The organism is Nonomuraea sp. NPDC049421 (assembly GCF_040677005.1).
Lineage (GTDB): Bacteria > Actinomycetota > Actinomycetes > Streptosporangiales > Streptosporangiaceae > Nonomuraea > Nonomuraea salmonea.
In genome coordinates, this window is the sequence record NZ_JBFAQA010000004.1 from 170,280 (window position 1) to 196,399 (window position 26,120).

Below are 26,120 nucleotides of genomic sequence, written 5' to 3' on the forward strand. Positions count from 1 at the left end.
TATTCGCGCTTTGTAGGCTTGGTAGGAGCCCGCGCAGGAACGACATTAAAGGTAACTCGACGACGAGAGCCAGCGATACCTTCACATTGACGGCTTTCCACCCGAAAATCGAGTCAGACCTGCGAAAACATCAGACATTTCCTTCAGATGACGGGATTGGCGGAGGAAGATTCTCCACCTTTCGCCGTAGAAAGTATTCTCCCGGGGGACATCATTCCCCTGCCCGGTTGTTCCGTGCACGACGCTGAGGTTCGATGGTGACGCTGATGCCTCATGCCTCTTTGTCGAGTTCGTTGAGCCGTCAGTCCACGAGGATGGGGGCGTGGGGGTGGTAGCCCACTCCCCCATCCCTTCTCGCCTGACTACTACGCCGGGCGCGCCCGACAAGAGGGCGCGCATCGGGACTCGATCTTGAGCGATGCGCGCAGACAACGGTCCTCATCGCATGCCGGCTTTGTCCCGCTAACCTACCATTTGGCTAGGCAATGTTGCGGGAGAGAGGAAGCGCCGTGCCGCTGCCCACGCGACCCCTGCGCAAGCTGGGTTTCCTGACCATCGGCCTGTTCGACGGGGCCGACCCCCGCCCCGGACACGAGTCGACCCTGCGGATCAACGAGCTGGGTGAGCGGCTCGGCTTCGACAGCGCCTGGGTACGCCACCGCCACCTCCAATACGGCATCTCCTCCCCCGTCGCCGTCCTCGCCGCCGCCACCCAGCGCACCACCCGCATCGAGCTGGGCACCGCGGTCATCCCGCTCGGCTGGGAGAACCCGCTGCGGCTGGCCGAGGACCTCGCCACCGTCGACATCCTGTCCGGCGGCCGGCTCAACCCCGGCGTCAGCGTCGGCCCGCCCATGCACTACGACCGGGTCAAGGACGCGCTCCACCCCGGCACCGCCGACCTGGAGGACTTCAGCTACGAGCGGGTACGGCGGCTGCTCGGCTTCGTCCGCGGCGAGGCGGCCACCTCCTTCAGCGGCACCGAGGGCTTCGAGGTCTTCTCCGACCGCGTGCAGCCGCACTCACCCGGCCTGGGCAGCCGCATGTGGTACGGCGGAGCCGGCCTGCGCTCTGCCCGGTGGGCGGGCGAGCACGGCATGAACTTCCTGACCAGCAGCGTCGTCAAGGCCGAGGAGTCGGAGGACTTCGCGCGGATCCAGCTCTCGCACGTACGGGAGTTCCGCGCGCAGCACCCCGACGGCGACCAGGCCCGCGTCTCCCAGGGCCTCGTCGTCATCCCCACGGACTCGGCCACCCCGCGGCAGCGGGCCAAGTACGCCGAGTACGCCGCCTTCCAGGAGATCGACGAGGTGGCGTTCGCGCTGCCGTTCACCTTCGAACACGAGGACTATGTCCAGATCCTCACCGACATCGCCACCGAACTGGGGCCCGGACTGGGCTGGCACCCGGCCTGACGTCGCAGGGCCGCACGCAACGCCGGAACGTGGGCCCCGACGCGAACGCCCGCTGCTCCGGCAGGCGCAGCGGGTGCCCGCGTCCAGGGCATCTCCATCGCCTCGAACAGCCGCCGCCCGAACGGGAACGCCGGGCAGAAGATGACGTCGTAGTGGCGCTCGGGCAGCTCCGCCGTGGTGATGTCGCATCGGCGGAAGCGCACCGTGGGCGGCATCCCCTCCTCGTCGAGGATGGCGGACGTGTCGATCGCGTCCACCTCCAGGCCCCGCCCGGCCAGCCGGCGGGCGAACGCGCCGGTGCCGCAGCCGACGTCCAGGGCCTTCTTCGCACCTTCTGGGATCTCCCGGATGAGCAGCTCGTGATAGTGCTCGTTGTGATCGAAACCCATGCCCGGACTGTACTCGCGGAACTTCCTCGATCGTTTCGCGGTCAAACAGGACGGGAGTACTTGTCTCGGCGGGCAGGAGGGGCACGATGTGGAGTGAGGCGTTGGCGGCGTTGGTCGCGGCGGGAGCCACGACGTTGGTGTCGGAGATGACCACCGATGCGTGGACGTCCGTGAAGCAGCGGTTCGCCCGGTTGATCGGGCGGGGTGACCCTGAGCGGGAGGAGGTCGTGGTGCGGCGGCTGGAGCGCTCACGGCAGGAGCTCGTCGGCCGGACCGGGGCCGAGCTGGAGCGGGCCCGCGCCGAGCAGGAGGCGGCGTGGCGGTCGCGGCTGGGCGATCTGCTGGAGGACGATCCCGCCGCCGAGGCCGAGCTGCGGGAGCTGGTCGCCGAGTTCGGCGCGGGCGCCGTCGCCGCCGGCGAGCGTTCCGTCGCGATCGGCGAGAACACCGGCATCGCCTCCACCGGCGACCATGCCACGAACGTGCGGTTGCGGGCCGAGGCATCGGGCTCCGGCCGCGTCTACCAGAGCGCACGCGACCAGACCATCAACGAACGATGACCACCCCACCACCGGACGACCCACCGACGACGACCCCACCTCAACCCGAGGGGCTCACTGCGACGGGCTCCGGGGCGGTGGAGGTGCGGATGGAGGCGACGGCCTCCGGGAATGCGCGGATTTATCAGGCCGGGCGTGACCAGGTCGTCAACGAGACGGTGCTGCCGGAGATCGTGCTGCGGCCCGTCACCGAGGTCGTCGCGCCGCCTGGCCTGGTGAATCTGCCCCGGCACACCCGGACGTTCGTGGGGCGTGGGGACGAGCTGGCGCGGCTGGAGGTGGCGCTGCGGGGCGGGAACGAGGTGGTGGTCTCCGCGGTGCACGGCCTGGGCGGCGTCGGCAAGTCCACGCTGGCCGCTCACTACGCGCTGGCCCAGGCCAGAAGGCAGGACGCCGGGCGGCCGAACCCGGTGTGGTGGATCACCGCCGAGTCCGGCCAGGCCGTCAGGACCGGGCTGGCCAGGCTGGCGGTCGCCCTGCAGCCGGAGCTGACCACGGCCCTGCCCTTGGAGGCGCTGGCCGAGCGGGCCACGGCCTGGCTCGCCGCCCACCAGGGCTGGCTGCTGGTGCTGGACAACGTCGACGAGGTCGCCGACGTGCAGCCGCTGCTGCGGCGGGTCCTGACCGGGAAGGTGCTGGTGACCAGCCGCCTGGGCGAGGGCTGGCACCGCCTGGACGCCCAGGTCCTGCGCCTGGACGTGCTGAGCGAACGAGAAGCGATCGAACTCCTGACCCGCCTCGCCGCCCCGGAGCTCGTGGACGGCGGAAACCTGGACGGAGCCGTACGGTCTACGGACGCCGGGGACCCCGGCAGAGCCGCCGCGACCGAGCCCGGCGAGAGCGGGGGTCTCGATGGGGCTGCTGAGCTGGTGCGGGAGTTGGGGTACCTGCCGTTGGCCATCGAGCAGGCCGGGGCGTACCTGCATCAGACGAGGATCACGCCGCGCGAGTATCTGGAGTTGCTGCGGCGGCAGCCGGCCGTCATGTACGACCAGGTCGCCCGTGGTGGCGACGCCGAGCGGACGATCGCGCGGGTGTGGCGGCTCACCCTCGACCGCCTGGCCGGCACCCCGTACGCCGTGGACGTGCTGCGCGTCCTGGCCTGGTACGGCGCGCAGCCCGTCCCCCGCATCCTGCTGGACGGCATGGACGCGGGCCAGGCCGAGGTGCGGCACGCGCTCGGTGAGCTGGCCGCGTACAACATGGTCACCCTGGACCGCGAGACGGTCACCGTGCACCGGCTGGTCCAGGCCGTGACCCGCACCCCTGACGACGCCGACCCGCACCGCCCGGCCACGGCCGTCGACGCCGCCCGCACGCAGGCGACCGCCCTGCTCGACACCGCGGCCGCCCCTTGGCCGCGTGACCCGGCCGGCTGGCCGCTGTGGCGGGCTCTGCTGCCGCACGTCATCGCCTTGACCGAGCACGCCGCCCCCGGCACCGACACGCTCACGACCGCGGGCCTGCTCGACAGGACCGGCGTCTTCCTCAACGGCCAGGGCTCGCTGGAGAGCGCGATCGAGCTGCACACCAGGGCCCGCGCCACGTGCGAGCGGCTGCTGGGCGAGGACGACCCGGCCACGCTGTCGTCGAGTGACGGCCTCGCGAGCGCCTACCGCGCGATGGGCGACCTGGAGCACGCCGTCCCGATCTACGAGGAGACGCTGGAGCGCACGGAACGGCTGCTGGGCACCGACGCCCCGCAGACCTTGACCACCCGCAACAACCTGGCCGCCGCCTACGAGGCGGCGGGCGACCTGCGCCGCGCCATCCCGATCTACGAGCAGACCTTGGACAGCTCGCAGCGGGTGCTGGGTGCGGACCACCCGGACACGCTGACCACCCGCAGCAACCTCGCCCTCGCCTACCAGACGGCGGGGAACCTGAGCCTCGCCACCCGCCTGTTCCGGCAGACGCTGGAGGACCGCGAGCGCGTCCTGGGCCCCGACCACCCCGACACGCTCACCTCACGCAACAACCTGGCCCACGCCTACCGGGAGGCCGGCGACCTGCGCCGCGCCGCGGAGCTGGACGAGCGCACGCTGGCGGACCGCGAACGCGTGCTCGGCCCCGACCACCCCGACACTCTGACCTCACGCAGCAACCTGGCCGTCACCTACGAGTGGGCAGGCGACCTCCGCCGCGCCGTCGCCCTGTTCGAGCAGGCGCTGGAGGACCGCGAACGGGTCCTGGGCCCGGACCACCGCGACACGCTCACGTCACGCAACAACCTGGCCCACGCCTACGAGGCCGCGGGCAACGTCCGGCAGGCCCTGCGGCTGTACGAGAGGAACCTGAAGGACCGCGAACGCCTCCTGGGCCCCGACCACCCCGACACGCTCATCTCCCGCAACAACCTGGCCCACACGTACCAGTCGGCGGGGGACCTGGCCGAAGCGCGACGCCTGCACGAGCAGAACCTGAAGGACCGCGAACGCCTCCTCGGCCCCGACCACCCCGACACCCTGATCTCCCGCAACAACCTCGCCCACGCCTACCAGGCCGCGGGAGACCTCGACCACGCCATCCCCCTGTTCCAGCGCACGCTGGAAGACCGCGAACGCGTCCTCGGACCCACCCATCCCGCCACACTGAACTCCCGCAACAACCTCGCCATCGCCTACGACGCCGCCGGCGACTCGCGCCGCGCGCTCCGCCTGCTGGTGGAGATCCTGGTGGACCGCGAGCGGATCCTGGGCCCCGACCACCCCGACACCCTCGCCTCCCGCAACAACCTCGCCTACGCCTACGAGTCGGCCGGCAACCACAAGCGCGCGGTCCAGCTGTACGAGGAGACGTACGCGGGCTCGGAACGGGTTCTGGGCCCCGACCACCCCGACACCTTGATGTGCCGCAACAACCTGGCCGCCGCCTATCACGCGGCCGGTGACGTGCGCCGCGCCACTCCCCTGCTGAAACGGGCGCTGGCCGAGTGCGAGCGGGTGCTGGGCCCCGGCCACCCCACGACGACGCTGGTGCGGGCCAACCTGCGGGCGGTCCTGCGAGGCCGGCCATAAGCCGCTTCCACCAGGGATGGCGCATGGTCGCGGCCCTGGCCGTCACCCAGACCATCGGATACGGCGTGCTCTACTACGCCTTCTCCGTCTTCCTCACCCCCATGACCCGCGACCTGCGGGCGGGCGGGACGCAGGTCGCCGCCGCGCTCACCCTCGCCGTCGCGACCACCGCGCTGTGCGCGCCGTTCGCGGGCCGGTGGCTGGACGCCCGCGGCGGGCGCGGCCTGATGACGGCGGGGTCGGTGCTCGGCACGCTGGCCGTCCTGGGCTGGTCGCAGGTTCACACCCTGCTCCAGCTGTACGGGGTGTTCGTGGCGATCGGGGTGGCGTCGGCGATGGTGCTGTACGAGCCCGCCTTCGCCATGATCATGGCCTGGTTCGACGGGCCGGCGTACCGGCAGGGCAGGGCGAACGCGCTGCTCGCGGTGACGATCGTGGCCGGGTTCGCGTCGGCGGTGTTCCTGCCGCTGTCCGGCCTGCTGGTCGAGCATTACGGCTGGCGCCAGGCCCTGGTCGTGCTCGGTCTCGGCTACGGCCTGGCCGCGATCCCGCTGCACGCCCTGGTCCTGCGCGGGCCCGCGCACCAAGCCGCCAAGGCCACCGCCACGACCAGGGGCGAACTGGTCAGGTCCGCCGTACGGGGGCGCCCTTTCTGGCTGCTGGCGGCGGCGTTCACGGCGCACAACGGCGCGGTGGCGACCATCGCGGTGCTGCTGGTCACCTACCTGATCCACCTCGGGCATCCGCCGGTGTTCGCCGCGACCGTCGCCGGGCTGCTCGGCGTGCTGTCGGTCACCGGCCGCGTGGTCACGACCGGCCTGCGCCGCCGCTGGGCCGCCGCCCCGGTCGCGGCGGGCGTCTTCGCGGTGCAGGGCGCGGGCGCGCTGCTGATGCCGGTGGTGGCGGGGAGCGCGGCGGGGGCGATCGGGTGCGTGCTGCTGTTCGGGATCGGGTTCGGGGTGGGCACGATCACGCTGCCGCACCTGCTCTCCGAGCGGTACGGCACCACCGCCTACGCCAGCCTGTCGGGCCGGATCGCGCTGTTCGCGGTCGCCGACAAGGCCGCCGCCCCGCTCGCCGCCGTCGCGCTGGCCCAGGCGGCCGGGTACGGCTGGGTCATGGGGGCGGTGGCCGCCGCCTGCGGGGTCGCGGCGCTCGCCCTGCTGGCCTACCACCGCTTGTGACGCGAGCGGTGAACACGGTTATCGTTGCCTTCTGATGGCGGCGGGCGGGAGGATCGAGAGTGCGCGGACGATCGGTGATCATGGTGCTGGCGCTGCTGGCGGCCTTAGCCGGCTGCGGCCAGGCCGAGCAGGACGGAAAGAGGCTCACTCTGGCCGCTCCACGCGACCTGGTCGCCGGGCCGGAGGATCCGTACTTCGTCCACGAGACCTTGGGGGTGTGGGAGCCGCTGGTGACCGTGGACGACGAGTTGCGGCCGGTCCCTGCGCTGGCCGCCTCGTGGGACAGCGCGGACGAGGGGCGGCGGTGGACGTTCACGCTGCGGCAGGGGGTGCGCTTCAGCGACGGCACGCCGCTGACCGCCGAGTCGGTGGTGGCCAACGTCGAGCGGTTCCTGCGCATCGCGCCCCGGCAGTCGGCCTTCTTCAGCCTCGACGCGGGCATGGAGGCGGCGTACGGCAGGCTCGGGCGGGTGCGGGCCGAGGGCGGCAAGGTGGTGTTCGAGCTGAAGGAGGGCGTGGCCGACCTGCCGGGCCGGCTGGCCGGGTTCTTCAGCATGGTGCAGTCGCCGAAGGCGTTCGCGGGCGGCGACTCGTTCGGTGACCGGCCGATCGGCACCGGGCCGTACACGCTGGCGAGCTGGACCAAGGGGCAGCAGGCGGTGCTCACCGCCAACCCGCATCACCACGGCGGCGCGCCCGCGTACGACACGATCGTGGTCAAGGTGATCCCCGACGCCAACGCCCGCGTCGCCGCGTTACGCGCCGGCGAGGTGGACGGGCTGATCGACAAGGGCGCGCTGCTGCCCGCGCAGGTCGCCGCGGTCGCCGCCGACGGACGCTTCCGCGTGGTGCGCAGCCCGTCGGTGCTGACGCACTACCTGACCTTCAACGCCTCGCGCCCGCCGTTCTCGGATCCGCGCCTGCGCGAGGCGGCCGACCTGGCGATCGACCGGCGGGCCATCGCCGCCACGTTGTTCGCCGGCACGGCCAAGCCCGGCGCCGGCTTCCTGTCCCCGGTCTTCGGCGACCTCGCCGCCCCCGGTGGCACCCCCTATGACCCCGGCAGGGCACGCGCGCTCGTGTCCGCCGCGAAGGCGCCGGAGCGGCCGGTCACCATCCTGATCTCGGCGGCGGAGACCGGCCAGTTCCCCTACGCCGACGTCGCCGAGGTGCTGCGTGCCGCGTTCGAGCAGGCGGGGCTGCCGGCGCGGGTGAGCGTCACCGAGGCCACCAAGCCGGCGATGGAGGCCGGCGACTACGACGTCTTCCTCAGCGCGTACAGCGTGCCGAACGCCGACGCCGACTACCTGTTCCGCCGATTCCTTCGCTCGGACGCGTCCTGGAACGTCGATCGCCGGCTCGGCTACCGCAGCTCGGAGTTCGACGCGCTGGTGGACCGGGCGGCGGCGGAGACCGACCAGGGCGAGCGCCGCGAGCTCTACCACCGGATCCAGCGGCTGCTGGCGGCCGACCGGCCGATGATCCCCCTCGCCCATCAGGACAACCCGATCGTCACGACCACCGAGGTCGGCGGCGTGACGCAGAACGTGGCGTACGTGACCGACCTGGGCGAGCTGGCGCCCGGCACGTGATCGCCGTCCTCCTGCGCCGCCTCGCGGAGCTGCTGCTCGTGCTGCTGGCGCTGTCGGTGCTGGTGTTCCTGCTGACCTCGCTCGCGCCGGGCGATCCCGCCGAGGAGATCCTGCGCCGTGGCGGCGGGCAGCCGACGGCGGCCGCGGTGGCGGCGCTGCGCGCGGAGCTGGGGCTGGACGAGCCGCTGTCCAGCCGGTATCTGCGGTGGGTGCTCGACGTGCTGGGCGGCGACCTCGGCCGGTCCTACGTCGACCGCTCCCCCGTGGCGGCGGAGATCGCGGCGCGGCTGCCGGCCACGCTGCTGCTGGCGGTCGCTGCCGCGGCGGTGTCGGCGGGGCTCGCGCTGCTGGTCGCGTTGATGGCCGTGGTGCGGCCGCGGGCGCTCGACAGCCGGATCCTCGCGCTGGTGACGGTGGCGGCAGGCGGGGTGCCTCCGTACATTGTGGGGATTCTGCTGATCAGCGTGGTGGCGGTGGGGTTGCGGCTGCTGCCCACCGGCGGTCCTGACTCGGTGGTGCTGCCCGCGCTCACGCTCGGCCTGGCCGGGGCCGCGACGCTGCTGCGGCTGCTGCGCGCGGACCTGGCGCGGGCGCTGCGGCGGCCGTTCGTCCGGCTCGCGGCGGCGAAGGGGCTGCGGCGCCGGCGCACGGTCGTCGTGCACGCGTTGCGCGTGGCCGCGCCGAACGCGGTCACCGCCATGAGCCTGGTGGTGGCGGAGCTGCTGGCCGGGGCCGTGGTGGTGGAGACGTTGTTCGCCTGGCCGGGCATCGGGCAGCTCGCCGTGGCGGCGATCAGGCAGCGGGACGTGCCGGTCGTGCAGGGGTACGTGCTGGTCGTGGCCGTGGCGACGGTGCTGCTGCTGGCGGCGACCGAGCTGTGCCTGTCGGCCCTGGACCCGCGGCTGCGAGGTGGGGAACGATGACGGGCCGGGTCTCCGCGTTCGTGCTGGTCGTGGTGTTCTGCCTGGTGGCGCCTCTTCTGACCGGGTACGACGTCTCCAAGCCCGATCTGGGGCGTGCCCTGCTGCCGCCCGGTCCGCAGCATTGGCTGGGCACCGACCAGCTCGGCCGGGACCTGCTCACCAGGACGGCCATGGCGGGCCGTACCTCGCTGCTGGTCGCGTTCGCCGTCACCGCCATCACCACCGCGCTCGGCACGCTCGCCGGCGCGGTGGCCGGGCTGGCGGGCGGGGCGACCGAGCGGCTGCTGCGCTTCGCCGCGACCGTGGCGCTCGCCCTGCCGGGGCTCACGCCGGCGCTCGCGCTGGCGGGCGTGCTGCCGCCCGGGTACGCCACGGTCCTGGCCGCGCTCGTGCCGCTCGGCTGGGTGAGCTGCGGCCTCGTCGCGCACACGGCGGCCCGGCGGGTGGCGCGGGCCGACCACGTCCTGGCCGTACGGGCGATCGGCGCGTCGCCGCTCTACCTGCTGCGCAGGACGATCGCCCCGCACCTGGCCGGCCCCGTGCTGACCGTCGCCACGGCCGACTTCGCGCGCACCCTGATCGCCGTGACCTCGCTCGGGTTCCTCGGCATCGGGCTGCCGCCGGGCGCCGACTGGGGCGGCATGGTGAGCGAGGCCACGCCGCTGCTGGTCACGGCGCCCAGGCTCGCGGTCGTGCCCGCGCTGGCACTCGCCCTCACCGGCCTGACCCTCGCGCTCATGGCCGACGCCCTGCGTGAGCGGTCCGGGGCCTGACGTCAGGAGACGCGCCAGTGCTGGGCGGCGAGGTCGTTGCAGGTCCGCTGCCGCACCTCGGAGCCTGGCGTGGTAGGCGATCCACTGCGACGTAGTAGGAGAACCCGTTGTGGACGACCAGGGTCGGGCCGGCGCTGTTGGGGGCGGGGACCACGGGTTGGTGAACGACGGGCCGGGCACCCGTGTGCGGGGCGGGCGACGACGAGGAGGGACAGGGCGAGCGCGACGACGAAGGCCGCGACGACGCTCCTGCGACATGCTGGTCGCCGTGAAACCTGCGTGAAAAGGGGTCAGGCCAGGCCCTTGCGGAAGGCGATGGCCGTCGCCTCCGTACGGGTCGTCGCGCCCAGTTTCGTGAGGATGTGGGAGACGTGGACGCCCGCCGTGCTCGGGGAGATGTGCAGGCGGGCGGCGATCTGGCGGTTGCTCAGGCCCTCGGCGATCAGCTTGAGCACGTCGTGCTCGCGTTCCGTCAGGCCCTCCTGGGGCCGGCGGGGACGGCCGAGCAGGGCGATCTCGCGGGCGAGCGGAGCGGCGCCCAGGTCGTCGGCCAGCCGGGCGGCCTCGCCGAGGCGGGCCGTCGCGCCCGTTTTGTCGCCAGCCTCCAGCGCGGCCCGCGCGCCGTGGAACAGGCACAGGGCCAGCTCGTACGGCTGCCGCAGCTCCCGCCAGGCCGCCACCGCCTCATCCCAGCCGTCGTCCTCGATGAGCGCGTGCAGCATGACCTGCCAGGCGCGGTCCAGCCGCCCGTCCACGCCCAGCCGCGCGTCGACCGCGACGAGCTCGGCCTTCCTGGCACCCCTGGCTCGTTGGGCCAGGGCGCCGGCCACCAGGATGGGGCGGGCGTCGCTGGAGTAGATGCGGGTGAGTTCGGGGTCTTTCAGGGCGCGTTCCAGGATCAGGTCGGCTCGGCCGGGAGCGCCCTGGGCGACCGCCAGCAGGCAGAGCAGCTGGTAGCGGGAGAACAGGCCGTCGCTCTCGACGTGCTCGACGGCCGACGCGGCGGAGACCGCCGCCGCGACGTCCCCGCGCAACAGCGACAGCTGGCCGCTGAGAACGAGCAGGGCCTGCCGTGACAGCGGCGGCGGATCCTCCTGGAGGCCGTCGCGCAGCAGGGCGTCCGCCTCGTCCCACCGCCCGGCCAGGATCAGCCCGCGCGCGGCGTGCCGGGCGAGTTCGGCGCCGCGGCTGCGGCCCAGCCCGTAGCGGCGGGCGCGGCTCAGGCCGTCGCGGGCGGCGGCGACGGCGCTCGGGTGATCGCCCGCCAAGGTGTGCAGCATGGCCTCGTACATCGGGACGGTCATGAGCAGGTCGTGGCCGTCGAGCCGCCCGGCGAGCGTGCGGGCCTGCGCCACCATGCCGAGGTCGCGCGTCATCAGGCCGACGCCCAGCAGCCCGCGGATGGTGACCGTGGGGTCGCCGGTGCGCCGGCCGATCGCCAGCGCCTCCTCGAACGGCTCGCGTGCCCTGGCCACGTCGGGCAGCAGGCCCATGGCCAGGACGCCGAGCAGCCGGCCCCGCTGGACGCTCTTCGGGTCGGCGGGCAGGAGGGCGAGGGCGTGTTCCCAGTCGGAGACGCCGGTCGCCTTCAGCCGGTGCCGCAACCTGCCCCGATGCTCCAGCAGCTGGGCGGCCCGCTCGGGCTCGCGCCGCTCGTCCACGGCCTCCAGCCCCTCGGTGGCGTACTCGGCGCCGCGCGCGTAGTCGCCGCTCAGCATGCACGCCTCGGCGATCTCGGTCAGCACGCCGATCCGGTCAACGCCCAAATCTACGTCCGGATCCCAGAGGTCGAGCACCTGGCCGAGCAGGCGGACCTGCTCCTCGTACGCGTACGTGCGCCGCGCCCGCCCCGCGGCCAGGTACGCGGCGGACAGCGCCAGCCGGCGATCCCCGGCGGCGTGGGCGTGCGCGGCCAGCTCCGCGTGAGCCCCCGAGTCGCGCAACGCCTCGGCGTAGCGGGCGTGCAGGCGGGCCCGCTCGCCTGGCAGCAGGTCCTCGTACACCACGTGCCGGATCAGCGCGTGGCGGAAGTCGTAGCCGTCGCCGGAGATGACGAGCAGGCTGCGATCGACCAGCTCGCGCAGCAGGGCGTCCAGCTCGGCCCCGCCCTGCCCGGCGACCCGCTCCAGCAGCCGGTGATCGACCCTGCCGCCCGCCACCGAGGCGACGCGCAGCAGCTCGCGGGCCGGGGCGGGCAGCGCGCGCGGGCCGTGCAGGAGAAGGCTGCGCAGGCTGTCGGGGGTGCGTTCGCCGGCGCGGGCGAGTGCCTCCACGAACAGCGGGTTGCCGTCGCTGCGCTCGTGGACCCGGCGTACGGTGGCCGCGTCGGGCTCCGCGCCGAGGATGGCGGCGAGCTGGCGGCCCACGCCCTGCCGGTCGAGCCGGTCCAGCCGCAGCAGGGTGGCGCGCGGGCGGCGGGACAGCTCCGACAGCAGCTTGTCGCCGGTTTCGAACGGCCGGTGCGTGATCGTCAGGAGGACGCCGGGCTGGGTGAGGTTCCTGGCGAGGAAGCCGAGCAGCTCGCGGGTGGCGGCGTCGGCCCAGTGCAGGTCCTCGATCGCCACGACGACGGGGCGGCTCGCGGCCACCCGCTCGACCAGCGTCAGCACCTCCTCGAACAGCCGGTGCCTGCCGCCCTCCGCGTCGCCGGCGTCGCCCAGCTCGGGGAACCAGCGGGCCAGCTGCCGGTAGGGGCCGGGCAGCGCCCCCTCGACGCGGATCAGGCGGCGCAGCACGGTCACGAACGGCGCGTACGGCAGGCTGTCGCTGCCCAGCTCCGTACAGGCGCCTTCGACGACCAGCGCCCGCGGCCCCAGCGACCGGGCGAACTCCGCCAGCAGCCGCGACTTGCCGATGCCGGCCTCGCCGGCCACGAGCGCCGCCGCGGGGCCCTGCTCGATGGCCGTGTCCAGGGCCGCCGCCAGCTCGGACAGCTCCTCGTGCCGGCCCACGAAGACCGGGCTGACCACACGTTCCGCCATCATCGCGCCAGCATATAAATACAGAGATCACCCGATGTGCGGCGGTTGTTTATCCGGCCACGCTCGAAGCATGACAAGCAGGTACCCGCTGCGGACCATCGGCGCCGGCGAGATCGACGCGTGGGCCCGCATGGTCACCACCACCTACGGCCAGGACTGGGCGGAGGGCGGTCTCAGGAACGCCGCCGTCTCCCTCGACCCCTCCCGCACGCTCGCCGCCTGCGACGGCGCGGACATCGTCGGCGGCGCGTCCATCTACGGCCGTGTCATGACGATCCCCGGCGCGGAGGTGCCGGTCGCGGGCATCACGCTCGTCGCGGTCCTGCCGACGCACCGGCGGCGCGGCATACTGACCGCGATGATGCGCAGGCAGCTCACCGACCTGTACGAGTCGGGCGGCGAACCGATCGCCGCGCTCAACGCCGCCCAGGCCACGATCTACGGCCGCTTCGGCTACGGCCTGGCCAGTCAGGTGGCCGAGATCAGGGGCGAGAAGAGGTTCATGGCCCTGCGGCCGGGCACCGGCGTCGGCGACGGCCGGATCCGCCTGCTCGGCCGTGAGGAGGCCCTGCCGCTGCTGGAGAAGGTCTACGACACCGCCCGCCGCGGCGGGGTCGGATGGGTGGACCGGACGGAGCGGTACTGGGCGGCCCTGCTGGCCGACCACGAGCGGGCCCGCGCGGGCGGCACGGCGCTGCGCTTCGCCGTGCACGCCGAACCGGGCGGCGAGGTCACCGGTTACGCCCTCTACCGCTCCAGAGCCGGCACGGTGCAGGTGATCGAGGTCGCGGCCACCACCGGACCGGCGTACGCCGCCCTGTGGCGCTTCCTCATCGACCTCGACGCGCACACCGGGCTCGCCTACGACGGGGCCGTGGACGAGCCGCTGTACCACCTGCTGGCCGATCCGCGCGCGGCGCGCACCACCGTGCTGGACAACCTCTGGGTCCGGCTCGCGGACGTGGGACGCGCGCTGGCGGCCCGCCGGTACGCGGCCCCGCTCGACCTGGTGCTGGAGGTCCAGGACCCGTTCTGCCCGTGGAACGCGGGCCGCCACCACCTGCGGGCCGACGGCGGGTCCGTCACCTGTGACCGTACGCGGGCCCGTGCCGACCTGCGGCTGACCTCGGCCGAGCTGGGCGCGGCCTACCTGGGCGGCACCGCGTTGTCGTCGCTGGCCGCGGCCGGCCGGGTGGAGGAGCTGCGCCGCGGCGCGGTCGCCGCCGCCTCGCTCGCCTTCCGCGGCGAGCGGGCCCCGTTCCACCCCTCGGGCTATGCCTTTCCCGCCTTCTGACCCATCACCGACGGAAACGGAACCCCATGCATATCTCTGCTCCTCCCGACGGGCGCGCGGGCATCACCGCGGACCTGGTCAGCCGGTTGATCGCCGCCCAGTTCCCCCAGCGGGCGCGCGCCCGCGGGTGGGCGCTGTGGAAGGCCTGCTGATGCTGACCCTGACCCTCGGCTCCGATCCCACCGCCGCCGCCACCATCGCCGCCGCCACCACCGCCACCGCCACCGGGCACCGGGCACCGGGCACCGGGCACCGGCGCATCGTCACCGACGTCCTGTCCGACCACCTCGCCCACGCGTGAAGGAGACCAGTCACATGCGCACTCGTCAGCTCGGCCGCAGCGCCGTACGGGTCACCGAGCTCGGCTTCGGCGGCGGCCCGCTGGGCGGCCTGTTCGACCCGCTGGACGACGACACCGCCGCCCAGGCGCTCGCCGCCGCCTGGGACGCCGGCATCCGCTACTACGACACCTCACCCCACTACGGCATCGGCCACTCCGAGCGCCGCGTCGGCGAGCTGCTGCGCGGCAGGCCGCGCGCGGAGTTCACGCTGTCGACGAAGGTCGGCAGGCTGCTGGTGCCCCAGGACCCGCAGGGCAGGATGGACGAGGCGTTCGCCGTCCCGGCCACCCACCGCAGGGTCTGGGACTTCACCCGCGACGGCATCCTGCGCAGCGTCGAGGACTCCCTGGCCCGCATGGGCGTCGACCGGATCGACGTGCTGTTCCTGCACGACGCCGAGCAGCACTTCGAGGCCGCCCTGCGCGACGGCTACCCGGCGCTGGCCGAGCTGCGCGCCCAGGGCGTGGTCGGCGCGATCGGCGCGGGCATGTACGACTCCGCCAAACTGACCCGCCTGGTCCGCGAGAGCGACGCCGACGTGGTCATGCTGTCGGGCCGCTACACGCTGCTGAACCACACCGCGCTCGACGACCTGCTGCCCGCCTGCGCGGAACGCGGGGTGTCGGTCCTGGCCGCCTCCATCTTCAACTCCGGCCTGCTCGCCACCGAACGCCCCGCCGCGGACGCCCGCTACGACTACGCGCCACCCGCCCCCGAGGTGCTGGAGCGGGTCGCCAGGATCGCGGACGTCTGCGCCGCGCACGGCGTGACCCTCCCCCAGGCCGCCATGGCCTTCCCGCTGCGCCACCCGGCCGTCGCGGGCATCGTGGTGGGGATGCGCTCGGCCGACGAGGTACGGCTCAACCTCGCCGCGTTCGAGGCCCGCGTCCCCGAGGGGTTGTGGTCCGACCTGTGCGCCGAGGGCCTGCTGGACGAGCGTGCCGAAAAGCCCGGTAAGTGACCGGCGTACGTCCTGGTGAGCGCGGCCGCGCGGCACGAGGCTGGGGAGGATCGCACGTTCCTGACCACGGGGAGATCCCATGAAGGCACTGGAAAGGCCAGGACGATCCCTGGCGCGGCTCCTGACGACGGCGGCCACACTCGCGGCCGTCACCGCGATGACGCTCGCCCCCGCCGCGAGCGCGGCCGGCCGGGTCGCCGGCCCGGCCGGCACCAGCGTCTGCCTGCGGCTGCTGGCCGACTACAACGCGATCCTGCTGCGGCACTGGGGGTCGGACTGCAGCCCGCGCGGCACGTACCACATCCACGTCTGGGGCGGTGGCCGCGACATGAACTACCCCACCTACACCTACAGCGGCGGCAACAGGGACTTCTCCTACACCTGGCCGGTGCCCTCGGGCACCAACATCTGCGCGGAGCTCTGGTACCACAAGCCGGGTGGCGGCTACTCCAGCTACGGCCTGCCCTGCACGACGATGTAGGGACGCTGTAGGACGTTCTGAGGTATCTTCCTCCGGTTACGCCCGCACTCACGCGAGGAAGACCCCCGGTGACCGTCCCCCTGCGCAAGAACGTCCGCTTCCAGCTGCTGTGGATCGGCGGCGCGGTCTCCGCGCTGGGCACGGAGCTCAGCAGGCTCGCCACGCCGCTGCTGGTGCTGGCGCTCACCGGCTCGCCCGGGCTGGCGGGCGTCGTCGCCGGCGCCCGCACCGCCGCCTTCCTGGCGGTCCAGATCCCGGCGGGCGTCTGGATCGACCGGTGGGATCGCCGCCGCACGCTCGTCACCGCCCAGGGCCTGCAGGCGGCGGTCGCCGCGCTGCTGGCGGCGCTGATCCTCACCGATCAGGTGCAGGTCTGGCACTTCGTCGCGCTGGCGGTGCTGGACGGGCTGTGCACGGCGTTCATCGGGCCCGTCCAGGACACGGCGATCCGCGGCATAGTCCCGCCGGAACAGCTGCACGGCGCCTACGCGCAGGAGGAGTCCCGCACCCACGCGGCCGGGCTGGCGGGTCCGCCGCTCGGCGGCCTGCTGTACGGGCTCGGGCGGGCGGTGCCGTTCGTCGCCGAGACCTTCGCGCTGCTCGCCGCCACGCTCTTCTACGCCCTGGCGAAGGTGCCGCGCCGTCCCGGCACCGCCGGCGACGCCGCCGACGAAGACGGCGGGGACGGCGGGGAGCGGCGCGGCATGGGCAGGGAGGCGCTCGCGGCGCTCGCCTGGCTGTGGCGCCGGGCCGGCCTGCGCGAGGCCACCGGCGTGGTGATGGTGCTCAACCTGCTCGGCGGCGCCTCGATGATCCCGCTGATCGTGCTCGTCGGCGAGCGCGGCGGCGACGCGCGCGTCACCGGCACGGTGCTGGCCGGATTCGGCATCGGCGGGCTGGCCGGGGCGCTGCTGTCGGGCCGCATCAGCCGGCTCATGCCGCCGGGCAGGATCGTGCTGGCCGTGGTGACGGTGTTCGGCGTCTCGCTGGCGGCCACGGCGCTGCCCTGGGGGATGTGGTGGCCGATGGTCCCGCTGGTGTTCATCACGTTGTCGACGCCCTCACTGAACGTGGTGCTCAACGTGGTGATCGCCCGCCTGGTGCCGGAGTCGATGCTGGGCCGGATGGGCGCGGTGCTGAGCATGGGCGGCATGGGGCTCAAGCCCCTCGGGCCCGTGCTCGGCGGCGCGCTGGCCGCTGCTCTGGGCGGCGCGGGCGCCCTCCTGGTGCTGGGCGGCCTGCTCTGCCTGACCGCCGGGGTCGCCGCCCTCAGCCCTGAGCTGCGCCGCTTCACCGGAGAACCCGTACCGGCCGCCTGACACGGGTCCGGGAGGGGTCCGCCGCCTGGGCTGCCAGGAGACGGGCGCGCCGGTCCTCAGGCGCGCAGGAACGCGGCGGCCTGGCGGCGCAGGCGTTCGGGGGCGGAGCTCCAGACGGGGGCGCGCGTCATGGCCTCCAGCTTGACCCGCTTCACCTCGCGCGGCGCGTCCGCGCGTACGCCGAGGTGGGGCCAGAGCTGGTCCAGCTCGTCGAACGGCAGCTCCCACGACTGCCCGATCGAGCCCTCGTCGGCGGGCGGCGGCAGGAACACCTCGCCGGCGGTCCGCGGCGGATCGACCTGGACGACGGACAGCCCGAAGCGTTCCGCGGCGTCGCTCAGCAGCGCCCGGTGCCGCTCCACGACCTGCGGGCCCGGCTCGCCCTCGGCGAGCAGGGTGAGCAGCCAGCCGGTCGTGCCGAGCCGCGACAGGTCGAGGACCAGGCGCACCCCGTCGGTGAAGGTCCGGTGCGCCAGGCTCGCCTCCTCGCCTGGCCCCTCGCTGCGCGGGCCTTGATCCAGGCCGAGCAGGCGGGCGAGCTCCGCCGCCTGCTCGCGGCCCAGCTCGCCGTAGGCCAGGACTCGCACTGCCGGCCAGAGCATCGTCACTCTCCCCGCTCGTCGTCGATGGGCTGCCTCCAGGCCATGGGGCGGTCCGGCCGGTGGATGACCCAGTCGGAGTCCTGGTGGTGCGAGGACAGCTCAAGGCCCATGCTGTGCCCGTCGAACGGCCCGCTGGACTCGAACAGGCCGAGCGAGATGGGCCGCCCCAGCGTCGCCTCCCAGTCATCCTTCCACGTCACCAGCCAGGGGAACGCCTCCATGAGCGTCGGCTTGTCGATGTAGCCGTGGCCGCCCATGAAGTCGCCGGGGAAGCGGCCCGGTGTCCAGCCGACGCGGGCCCTGCGGACCATGGGCGTGCTGGACAGGTCCAAGTCGTAGTCGCTTGGCTCGGCTTCGAGGCCCAGCCGGTACATCGCGTCGAACAGGCGGCGCCCGGGGCGTACCGGGTCGTCGCCGAACCACTCACTCAGCCGCTCCCGCGCCTGCGGCGTCAGCGCATCCTCCGCCGGGAACGTCTTGTGCCGCCCGGCGAACAGCACGGCGCCGGTGCCCCTGAGCCTGATGTCCACCTGGGACGGGTCTATGCCGTCCCTGCCGAGGGCTTCGAGCAGTTCGGTGGCGTAGCGGTCGTACTGTCTCGGGGTCATGCCCAGCGGCGCCTCCCTGCGCAGCAGCCAGGCGAGCTGCCGCGGGGCGATGCCGAGGAAGTCGAGGTCGCGTTTGGCTACCGCGTAGCCGGAGTCGTCGCGCGGCCACCACGGCGGGGCCGGGTCGGTGCCGTCGAGCACCCGCGCGATGCGCCGATCCAGCGGGTCGGCGAGGTCGAGCGGTCCCGCCGTCACGGGGGTCGGCCGCCAGCTCCCTGCGGGGGCGTCATGGCGGGTGACGATCGGCGGGTCGTCCTGCGGCGGGGCGGTACGGCCCAGCGTGATGTGGCCCAGCGTGGTCAGCCGGTCCCCCGGCAGCGCCACGAACTCCCGCTGACGGAAGAACCCCATGCCCGTCACCGGCAGGGACAGGATGTCGCGGGCCGGTTTCCTGTCCACCAGCAGCACGCCGCGGCCGTCGAGGGTGTCCAGCCAGTCCATGACCACCTGGCGGTCGGCCGACCAGCTCGCCAGCGGGCGGTGCCGCATCTCGATCATGTCGCCGGGGCGCAGCGCGTCCCACACCGAGTGGCGGCCCTCCGACCAGGCCATCCCCCGGTAGGCGACGACCTCCTCGACGCCGCGCGCGGCCAGCACCTCCTGGGTGAAGTCGTACTGGGTGCGGATGAAGTCGCGCAGCGTACGGCGGTTGTAGAGCAACTCCATGTCCACGGCGGCGCGCGTCCTGCCGTCCATCGGCCACGACATCGCCCTGGTCAGCCCGAACTCCTCCTGCACCACCTCCTGGATGGCCAGCACGCGCACGTTGCTGTTGGCGTTGCGGTGGGCCCAGGCGTGCAGCAGCTCGCTCACCGCGATCCGCCGCACGAGCCGCTCGGCCTCCGGCGAGTCCATCCGCAGCGCGGCGGCCGGAGGATGGCGGGGATCGAGCTCGTCCACGTGCCGCACCTCGGCGCCCATGGAGGGGAAGCGCTCGTTGAACGGCACGAGCACGTGGTCGGGGTCGCCGAGCCGGTTGATCATGTCGGAGCCGACGTGCAGGCCGGTCGCCGCCATCACGAGCTGCGGGGTCGTCGAGCGCATCCGCTCGGCCAGCGCGTCGATCACGTACGTCTTGACGTCGCTGGTGCTGGTGAACGTGCCGTCGGCGGTCAGCAGCGCCTCGGCCACCCGGCGGTGGTGCGCGGCCTCGGCGGAGCCGGGCGGCGGCGGCGCCGGGTAGTGAGCCTCGGTCTCCTGCTCGGGGAGCGTGACCGGGTGGCCGGCCGGCCTCGGGAGCAGGTTGACGGTGCCTCGGGCCTGCTCGGCGGCCTGCTCGAAGCGCTGCATCACGCCCTCGTACAGGGGGAGCCTGTTGAGCCGCTCGAAGAGCGGGCGCAGGGCGTCCAGCTCGCGTCTGATGATCGCGACGTCGGCCGGGCTGAGCGGGTTGGCGGCCCACCGGAACACCCGGGGGTCGGTCTCGCGGAAGAACGCCTGGACGAACGGGTTCGCCGCGTCGGAAATCTGCAGGTGGGACGCGGTGCCGTCGCCGGTCGGGATGAGGCCGCCGGACGGCCCGAGCACCAGGTCGCCAAGGCCGAACCCGTGCTTGGCGGTCACCGCGTGGTAGAGCCCGAGGAACACGCCGTCGCGGGTGGCCGGCCTGTGCGGGTTCTCCGGCGCGGGCTCGCCCGGCATGTGGTCGGTGTAGACGTCGCGCAGGCCCAGCGCGTACGACAGCGGCACCCGCGCCCCCACCGCCCGGCCGACGTGCGCGTCCAGCACCCTGACGGCGGCGTCGTTCGGCCGCTCGAACCGCTCGTACGTCACCCGCGTCCCGTCCGCGAACGTCACCAGCTCCCGGTTGAGCAGCCCGTCCCCGTGCGGCAGCGGCTCCCGCGCCGCCACGGCCGCCCCGGTCACGGGATGCGCGGGCAGCGGGACGACCGGCGCCCCGCCGAACCCGAGCTGCCCCGCCTCCGGATACGGCGTCGCCTCGGCCGGTCCGGGGGGCGGCGCGCCCTCCAGCACCGCACGCAGGCGTGACCAGGACGCGGCGAACCCGGGATGCAGGTTCAGCCGCGCGACCTCCTCGATCGGCACCCAGGCCAGCTCGAGCGTCTCCTCGCCACGCGCACGGACCTGAACGCGCTCGGCGGCGACGGCGATCACCGTGTCGTACGCCCAGCCGCCGTGGTCGTCCCTGATCACGTGCTCGACCTGCACCGCGTCCTGCGCCAGGTCGCTCTCCTCGGCCGTCTCGCGCAGGGCCGCCCCGGCCGGCGGCTCGTCGCTGTCGCGCGCCCCGCCGGGCAGCGCCCAGGTGCCGCCGAGGTGGGTGTCCTCACCGCGCCGCTGCACGAGCACGTGGACGCCGTCCGGCCCCCGATGGTGGACCAGCAGGCCGGCGCCGCCGAACCTGCCCCAGTGAGCGTGGCCCTGCGCGCAGTTCACCCAGCCGTCGCCGGACATCCGGGGCAGGACGGGCGCCCGCATCGCCGGCTCCGGCCGATCCAGCTCGCGTACGGCGGCCACCAGCGACTCCGCCGCCCCCTCCCAGGTGGCGTTCGCCTCCCGCAGCAGCCGCTGGAGCTGGCGGGCCTGCTCCTGCGCCCGGGGCAGGTCGCGCAGCATCTCCTTCAGGTGCGCGGCCCACCGCCGCACCGGCACCTCGTCCTCGAAGCCCTGCTCGACCAGGCTCGCCTTGGTCAGCGCCGGGGGGAAACGGCTCGGGTCGCCGAGCATGCCGCCGAGGCCGCTCGACCTCGGGATGAGGATGGGCGCGCCCGCCCCGGCCGCCTCCAGCGCCGCCAGGCCGAACCCCTCGCCGCGCGACGGCATGATCACGACGTCGGCCGCGCGGATGTCGGCCAGCATCTCCTCCCGGTCCAGGGTGAACGGCCTGACCTCGACCTCGCGGCCGGCCACGTCCGACAGGCGCTCCTTGACCTCCTCCACCGTCTCCGGCGCCGCGCCCCTGATCACCAGCCGCACGTCGAGGTCCTTCTGCAGCTCGCGGATCATCAGCGCCGCCTCGTGGCCGCCCTTCTGTGCCGCGTCCGCCCGGCCGATGAGCAGCACCGTACGCGTCCGCTCGCCGAAGAACGGCCGCTGCCTGGGCGCCTCGAACGGCACCCCCGGCATCAGCTCGTGCACGGGCGGCTCGCGGTCGCCCGGGTTGCTGTCCGCCAGCCGCCGCGCCTCCCCGGACAGCACGGGGCCGACGCCGACCAGCATGTCGGCCTCGGAGATGACGGCCCGCTCGATGTTCTCGAAGTCGCGGCCCAGCGCCGGCCGGTCCGCGATCCGGCCGAGCGCCCCCGTCACCATGTGCAGGACGTGCACCAGCGGCGCGTCCGGGTAGAGCCGGTCGCGGGCCTGCATGGCCGCCGGGCCCGAGTAGCGGCTGTGCCCGATGACCAGGTCCACCTCGGGCGGCAGCTCCTCGCCGTCGAAGCTCAGCTGGTCCATCTCGCTGCGGCCCGGCTCGGGGCGCCTCGGGCCGATCACGTGCAGCCGCTCACCGCCGGCGCCCGGCGGCACCTCGTGGCCCACCCGGACGTACACCTCGTGCCCGGCCCGCGCCAGCCCCTCGGCCAGGTTGCGGTTGACGGCGATGATGCCGCCCCGATGCGGGTCCCATTCGGTGCAGTACGCCAGCACGCGCAGCCCGGTCCTGCCCAGGTCCTGCCGCCGGACCAGGCCGTCCCACTCGTCGGCCTGCTCCTCGCGCAGCCCCTCGCGCTCGTGCGGGGCCGCCCCTGCCAGGCTGCGCCGGTGCTGCGCGGCCAGTTGCTCGCGTTCCGCCGCGTGCTCGTCGCGCAGGATGCCGTCGGCCTCGGTCGTGTACCGTTCGCGCAGCCGTTCCGCCCTGCCCTGCGGGTCGACGTCCACGCCGTGCTCCGCGCCCAGGTCGGCGATCTCCGGCAGCTGCTCCTTCAGCTCGTCCGGGAGCCTGGTGCTCAGCCGCTCGTACGTCTCCCTGAACCAACGGGCCTCCTCCTCGGTGAACGGCCTGCCGCGTACCTCCTCCAGCACCTCGCGGGCTCTTGGCGTGCGCCGCCACCCGCCCTGCTCGTCCAGCTCGTTGCGGTAGACGGCCTCGCCGCCCCTGCGGTAGATCGTGACGGCGTCGAGGTAGCGGGCGTCGTCGATGGCCCGCATCGTGTCGGGGATGCCGTCGAACGCGGTGTCGTGGATCTCCTGGGCGACCAGCCGGCCGTACCCGTCGGTGTCGCGCATCCGCTGGTAGCGGTCGAGCACCGAGAGGCGGCTGAGCGCCGCGGGGACGGCCATGACGTACGCCTCAGTGCGGTACCCGAGCCTCCTGAACTCGGCCGCCTCCGCCTCCACGCCGGGGCTGCTGTTCATCGCGCCCTCGCGGATGAGGTTCACGCGCAGCTCGCCGGCCAGCGCGATGACCTTCTTCATCCACACGTACGCGTCCCCGCCCACCTGGGCCGCGGCGATGCGGTCGTTCCGGGCCATCAGCTCGGCGTACTTGGGGGCGTAGCGCAGCAGGCCGTCGAAATCGGCGATCAGCGCGCCGTCGGGGCCCATCGCCTCCATGGCCGCCTGCTGCGCGGTCGTCTTCCCCGACGCGGCCTGCCCCCCGATGAACACCACCCGCGGCCGCTCCGGCCGTCGCACCCCCGCCATGAGCGCGGGCACGATGTCCCGCCGGAAGATCAGCTCATTGTCGTCATCCGTCAGCTTCCAGGAGTCGGGCCCGCTCTCCACGTAGCGGTACTCCGGCACCACCTCAACGGAACCGTCCGCGGAAACCGGCCTCCCACTGAGCAGCGCGGACAACCTCCGAACGTCAGGCACCGCCGACTGTCGCGCCCCGCTCTCCCCCGGCTGGACAGCCGGCCCGCTTGCGGTCCCCTGGCCCGTGGTCGGGCCGACGGTCGAGCCAGGGACCGGACCGGAGGCCGCCTGACCGGGGGCTGCTGCGTCGCCCGGCGCGGAGGTGCTGCCGGGAGTGAGAGGGCCGGGGCGGGAGGCCGTCTCAGCGGTCGCGGCCGGCGAGCGCAAATCCGCCGTGGCGGCGTTGTTCGAGGCGGCCACCGGCCCGGCGTCGCCGGGAAGGGCCGCTGCCCGAGCCGACTGCCCGGTCGAAGGTCGCTGCGGCTGCTCCTGACCCGACGGCTGCTGCTCAGCTCGCCCGTGCTCCTGAGCACGGGATTGCGCCTGGCCAGGCCCCTCGGCCCTGCCACGGTCCTCGCCGGCCACGGGATCCTGGGTTCGCGCGGAACCTTGCGTGCGCGCGGCATCCTGGGCGGACCCGGAACCCTGCGTGCGCGCGGCATCCTGGGCGGGTCCGGAGCCCTGCGTGCGGGCGTGAGTCTCACCCCTTTCCTCAACCCGCACCTGCTCCTGGGCGCGTGGGGAAGGCGGCGTGCGGGGGTGCGTGGTCTCCGGGGTGCGGTGAGGGGTGGTTCTCGGAGGGGTGCTCGTGTCCGTGGGCGGGGATGGGGTGGGAGCCGACTGCGAGGTGTAGCCGTCGGGCGGCGGGGTGGGCGTGGTGGGCGTGGTGGTGGGTGGGGGTGGAGGTGTGGTGCGGGTGGTGTCGCTGGACAGGGCCGTTGCCGTTGCCGTGTCCAAGGCGCGGCGGGGGTTGGCCGCTGCGCTCATCACGTCCACGCTGAAGGGGCTGATCGTGTTCGTACGGCCCACGCCCGCTGCGGCGCTGCCCAGTAGGGACTCCAGGCTCGGAGCTTCCCATTTTCCGTACACGATCCCGTTGGAGATCATGCCGGCGGGCGCTGAGACGGCCATGTTCGTGAGGGCCGTCTGGGTGGCGCGGCCGGGGAAGCGCATCAGGGCGTTCAGTGCGCCTGGGGCGTCGCCGGCGGCGGCGTTGAGTGCTCTGATGCCGGGGAGGCGGTCGACCAGGCCGCCCACGGGGCGGGTCACCTTTGAGGCGAGGACCGCGCCCATGCCGTCGCCCAGGAGGGTGGCGGCGGTCGACTGGCCGTCCCACTTCGTACGGGTGCCGCGCGCAAGCTGCTCGCTCTGCGCGAGGTAGTCGCCCAGGAGGCCCTCGCCGAGCTCCTCGGGCAGTTCCCGCAGAACGTGGCTGGAGACCGCCCTGGCCAGCAGGCCCTTCGCGCCCTGACCCGCCCCGAACGCGGCCAGCCTGGGCACGGCCCTGGCCCCGGCCGCCCCCGCGTACCTGACCCCGGCCGCCCGCTCCAGCCAGGCGAACACCTTGTCCAGGAAGGTCCGTAAGCGGGCGGCGTACGGGCCGATGAAGGGCGCCAGGGCGCCCGCGCTGAGAGCGGCCGCCGCGGCGGCGATGGCGATCGACGTGACCGTGATCCAGAAGCCGACGTTGATCACCAGCTTGGCGTACTGGGTGTCGCGGGCCAGGCTGTCGTGCTGAAGGGCGTACTGATGGGCCAGCGCGGCCAGAGCGGAAATGCCCTGACCCTCGGCGAGCATCTGCTCGGCCCGCTGCCGGAACGCGTCGGCGGCGGGACCGTCCCACCCCTGGAGGATGAGGTCGCGCGCCGTGCCGCCCGCCGCCGCGAAGTCCAGGGCGGCCCGGCTCCAGTCCTCGTACGCGACGGCCAGCGCGGCCTCGCCCGACTCGCTGGTCTCCGGCCACAGCTGCCCGGACGACAGCAGCGCGATGAGCGCGTCGCACCAGGCAGGCAGGCCGGTCCCCCAGGCGGGGGTGACGTCGGTGGCGTAGCCGGAGCTGCCGATCGTGTCGTCCTGCCCGGGCAGCGGGTCGGTGACCGGGCTGCTGACGTTCGTGACCACGCTGGTCCCCCGTTAAGACGCGCGCTGGGTCCTGGGCGTGGCGAGGCCGGCGTCGGCGGAGGCGGAGGTGTTCACGCTCTCCAGGACGCCGGGACCGGCGGAGACGGCGAAGTCCGCCCAGTCGGCGCCGGCCCGCAGCAGGGTGCCGGGGCCGTCATCGGCGAGGTACGCCCGCTCGAACTCCCTGCCCGTCGCGTCCTGCCCCCATGGCCGGGCGGCGTGCAGGCTCTCGATCCTGGCGCGCGCGTCGGCCAGCCGGGCCTGGAGCGTGGCGGCGGCCCCCGACCAGCGCTTCACCCCCGCCTCCACGGTCTCGCGGTGGATCTCCAGCCGTTCCCCCATGACGTGCCCCCTCGACGCAACGGTCCCCGTGCGGCGGAACGCTAGTGCACGCCGGCGGGCCCGCCGCTCGTTTCAGCAATCATCGAAGGGTCGCGCTGGCCGAGCCACTGTTCGGCGTCCCAGGCGTGGAAGCGTTCGACCTCGGTGAACCCGAGCTTGGCCGCGAGCCGCATGGAGGCGGTGTTGGCGGTCTGGGTGGTGAGGATCACCGGCTCGCCGGGCAGCGCGCGGTCGAGCCAGGCGAGCGCCGCCGCGCACGCCTCGGTACCGTACCCGCGGCCCCAGGCGCGGGGCAGGAACAGGTAGCCGAGCTCGGCCTTGCCGACGGCGGCCGGGCGGCTGTGCTCGCTCGCCCGCTTGAGCAGCACGTTGCCGATCATCTCCCCGTCGAGCTCGACGACGAAGCTGCCCGCCCACCGCGCGGGCACCGGCGGCACGTCGCGCTCCAGCTCGTCGCGGGGCCGTGGGCCGCCGAGGTAGGCGTGCGCCTCCGGCGAGGCCAGCAGCTCGATGAACGCCGCGCGGTCGCGGGCCTCGGACGGACGGAGCACGAGGCGTTCGGTCTCGATGGGGTCGGGCGGCCAGGTGACGGGTCCGATCTCAGACATGGCGGGCAACCTATCG

General features: G+C 73.8%; 19 protein-coding genes. 13 read left to right on the forward strand and 6 right to left on the reverse strand.

Annotation, left to right across the window (positions count from 1 at the left end; all coding sequences use genetic code 11):
• The first annotated feature begins 509 nt into the window (after positions 1-509).
• Positions 510-1,415, forward strand: coding sequence for an LLM class flavin-dependent oxidoreductase (locus AB0K18_RS09030; RefSeq protein WP_364912041.1), 906 nt, complete (start codon positions 510-512; stop codon positions 1,413-1,415).
• Here AB0K18_RS09030 and AB0K18_RS09035 read toward each other — a convergent pair.
• Positions 1,349-1,804, reverse strand: coding sequence for a class I SAM-dependent methyltransferase (locus AB0K18_RS09035; RefSeq protein ID WP_364912044.1), 456 nt, complete (start codon positions 1,802-1,804; stop codon positions 1,349-1,351). The genes AB0K18_RS09030 and AB0K18_RS09035 overlap by 67 nt on opposite strands.
• Before the next feature lie 146 nt (positions 1,805-1,950).
• Between AB0K18_RS09035 and AB0K18_RS09040 the strand changes: the two genes are divergently transcribed.
• Genes AB0K18_RS09040 through AB0K18_RS09065 form a run of 6 tightly spaced genes read left to right on the forward strand, consistent with a single transcriptional unit; the run spans position 1,951 to position 9,853 of the window.
• Positions 1,951-2,364 carry a hypothetical protein gene (locus AB0K18_RS09040; protein ID WP_364912047.1) on the forward strand — a complete coding sequence of 138 codons (414 nt, stop codon included), beginning with the start codon at positions 1,951-1,953 and terminating at the stop codon, positions 2,362-2,364.
• Positions 2,361-5,381: an FxSxx-COOH system tetratricopeptide repeat protein gene (gene fxsT, locus AB0K18_RS09045; RefSeq protein ID WP_364912050.1), complete on the forward strand. Its 3,021-nt coding sequence runs from the start codon at positions 2,361-2,363 to the stop codon at positions 5,379-5,381. The genes AB0K18_RS09040 and fxsT overlap by 4 nt, the downstream gene beginning before the upstream one ends.
• Before the next feature lie 23 nt (positions 5,382-5,404).
• Complete coding sequence (locus tag AB0K18_RS09050) at positions 5,405-6,565, forward strand: MFS transporter (RefSeq protein WP_364912053.1); 1,161 nt, start codon at positions 5,405-5,407, stop codon at positions 6,563-6,565.
• 59 nt (positions 6,566-6,624) lie between these two features.
• Positions 6,625-8,157, forward strand: coding sequence for an ABC transporter substrate-binding protein (locus AB0K18_RS09055; RefSeq protein WP_364912054.1), 1,533 nt, complete (start codon positions 6,625-6,627; stop codon positions 8,155-8,157).
• Positions 8,154-9,080 (forward strand): ABC transporter permease, encoded by a 927-nt coding sequence (locus AB0K18_RS09060; RefSeq protein ID WP_364912057.1) that lies wholly within the window; start codon positions 8,154-8,156, stop codon positions 9,078-9,080. The genes AB0K18_RS09055 and AB0K18_RS09060 overlap by 4 nt, the downstream gene beginning before the upstream one ends.
• Positions 9,077-9,853, forward strand: a complete 777-nt coding sequence (locus AB0K18_RS09065; protein WP_364912060.1) for an ABC transporter permease — start codon at positions 9,077-9,079, stop codon at positions 9,851-9,853. Before AB0K18_RS09060 ends, AB0K18_RS09065 begins: the two co-directional genes overlap by 4 nt.
• A gap of 290 nt (positions 9,854-10,143) precedes the next feature.
• On the opposite strand, the gene AB0K18_RS09070 is transcribed toward AB0K18_RS09065, so the two are convergent.
• Positions 10,144-12,837: an AAA family ATPase gene (locus AB0K18_RS09070; protein WP_364912063.1), complete on the reverse strand. Its 2,694-nt coding sequence runs from the start codon at positions 12,835-12,837 to the stop codon at positions 10,144-10,146.
• A 67-nt stretch (positions 12,838-12,904) separates the two neighbouring features.
• Between AB0K18_RS09070 and AB0K18_RS09075 the strand changes: the two genes are divergently transcribed.
• The 6 genes from AB0K18_RS09075 to AB0K18_RS09100 all read left to right on the forward strand — a co-directional run bounded on the left by AB0K18_RS09075 (position 12,905) and on the right by AB0K18_RS09100 (position 17,230).
• Positions 12,905-14,128 (forward strand): GNAT family N-acetyltransferase, encoded by a 1,224-nt coding sequence (locus tag AB0K18_RS09075; protein WP_364912066.1) that lies wholly within the window; start codon positions 12,905-12,907, stop codon positions 14,126-14,128.
• 26 nt (positions 14,129-14,154) lie between these two features.
• A complete protein-coding gene (locus AB0K18_RS09080; protein WP_364912069.1) occupies positions 14,155-14,280 on the forward strand; it encodes a hypothetical protein in 126 nt (41 codons plus the stop codon).
• On the forward strand, positions 14,280-14,429 hold the full coding sequence (locus AB0K18_RS09085; protein WP_364912071.1) for a hypothetical protein: 150 nt from the start codon (positions 14,280-14,282) through the stop codon (positions 14,427-14,429). The genes AB0K18_RS09080 and AB0K18_RS09085 overlap by 1 nt, the downstream gene beginning before the upstream one ends.
• A 14-nt stretch (positions 14,430-14,443) precedes the next feature.
• Positions 14,444-15,430, forward strand: coding sequence for an aldo/keto reductase (locus AB0K18_RS09090; RefSeq protein ID WP_364912074.1), 987 nt, complete (start codon positions 14,444-14,446; stop codon positions 15,428-15,430).
• A gap of 79 nt (positions 15,431-15,509) precedes the next feature.
• A complete protein-coding gene (locus AB0K18_RS09095) occupies positions 15,510-15,911 on the forward strand; it encodes a hypothetical protein (RefSeq protein WP_364912077.1) in 402 nt (133 codons plus the stop codon).
• 68 nt (positions 15,912-15,979) lie between these two features.
• A complete protein-coding gene (locus AB0K18_RS09100; RefSeq protein WP_364912080.1) occupies positions 15,980-17,230 on the forward strand; it encodes an MFS transporter in 1,251 nt (416 codons plus the stop codon).
• 56 nt (positions 17,231-17,286) lie between these two features.
• On the opposite strand, the gene AB0K18_RS09105 is transcribed toward AB0K18_RS09100, so the two are convergent.
• The 4 genes from AB0K18_RS09105 to AB0K18_RS09120 are packed head-to-tail and all read right to left on the reverse strand — an operon-like array spanning position 17,287 to position 26,104.
• On the reverse strand, positions 17,287-17,832 hold the full coding sequence (locus AB0K18_RS09105) for a hypothetical protein (RefSeq protein WP_364912083.1): 546 nt from the start codon (positions 17,830-17,832) through the stop codon (positions 17,287-17,289).
• 2 nt (positions 17,833-17,834) lie between these two features.
• Positions 17,835-25,154 carry a zeta toxin family protein gene (locus AB0K18_RS09110; RefSeq protein ID WP_364912086.1) on the reverse strand — a complete coding sequence of 2,440 codons (7,320 nt, stop codon included), beginning with the start codon at positions 25,152-25,154 and terminating at the stop codon, positions 17,835-17,837.
• 12 nt (positions 25,155-25,166) lie between these two features.
• Positions 25,167-25,496: a hypothetical protein gene (locus AB0K18_RS09115; protein ID WP_364912088.1), complete on the reverse strand. Its 330-nt coding sequence runs from the start codon at positions 25,494-25,496 to the stop codon at positions 25,167-25,169.
• Positions 25,497-25,537: 41 nt separating this feature from the next.
• Positions 25,538-26,104, reverse strand: coding sequence for a GNAT family N-acetyltransferase (locus tag AB0K18_RS09120; protein WP_364912090.1), 567 nt, complete (start codon positions 26,102-26,104; stop codon positions 25,538-25,540).
• Positions 26,105-26,120 lie beyond the last annotated feature (16 nt).

Excerpts from the sequence above, each read along its gene's own strand:
- fxsT (WP_364912050.1), top strand. The coding sequence starts at position 2,361 with ATGACCACCCCACCACCGGACGACCCACCGACGACGACCCCACCTCAA.
- AB0K18_RS09095 (WP_364912077.1), top strand. The coding sequence starts at position 15,510 with ATGAAGGCACTGGAAAGGCCAGGACGATCCCTGGCGCGGCTCCTGACG.
- AB0K18_RS09065 (WP_364912060.1), top strand. The coding sequence starts at position 9,077 with ATGACGGGCCGGGTCTCCGCGTTCGTGCTGGTCGTGGTGTTCTGCCTG.
- AB0K18_RS09070 (WP_364912063.1), bottom strand. The coding sequence starts at position 12,837 with ATGATGGCGGAACGTGTGGTCAGCCCGGTCTTCGTGGGCCGGCACGAG.
- AB0K18_RS09115 (WP_364912088.1), bottom strand. The coding sequence starts at position 25,496 with ATGGGGGAACGGCTGGAGATCCACCGCGAGACCGTGGAGGCGGGGGTG.
- AB0K18_RS09035 (WP_364912044.1), bottom strand. The coding sequence starts at position 1,804 with ATGGGTTTCGATCACAACGAGCACTATCACGAGCTGCTCATCCGGGAG.
- AB0K18_RS09090 (WP_364912074.1), top strand. The coding sequence starts at position 14,444 with ATGCGCACTCGTCAGCTCGGCCGCAGCGCCGTACGGGTCACCGAGCTC.
- AB0K18_RS09105 (WP_364912083.1), bottom strand. The coding sequence starts at position 17,832 with ATGCTCTGGCCGGCAGTGCGAGTCCTGGCCTACGGCGAGCTGGGCCGC.
- AB0K18_RS09050 (WP_364912053.1), top strand. The coding sequence starts at position 5,405 with ATGGTCGCGGCCCTGGCCGTCACCCAGACCATCGGATACGGCGTGCTC.
- AB0K18_RS09040 (WP_364912047.1), top strand. The coding sequence starts at position 1,951 with ATGACCACCGATGCGTGGACGTCCGTGAAGCAGCGGTTCGCCCGGTTG.
- AB0K18_RS09085 (WP_364912071.1), top strand. The coding sequence starts at position 14,280 with ATGCTGACCCTGACCCTCGGCTCCGATCCCACCGCCGCCGCCACCATC.
- AB0K18_RS09075 (WP_364912066.1), top strand. The coding sequence starts at position 12,905 with ATGACAAGCAGGTACCCGCTGCGGACCATCGGCGCCGGCGAGATCGAC.
- AB0K18_RS09080 (WP_364912069.1), top strand. The coding sequence starts at position 14,155 with ATGCATATCTCTGCTCCTCCCGACGGGCGCGCGGGCATCACCGCGGAC.
- AB0K18_RS09120 (WP_364912090.1), bottom strand. The coding sequence starts at position 26,104 with ATGTCTGAGATCGGACCCGTCACCTGGCCGCCCGACCCCATCGAGACC.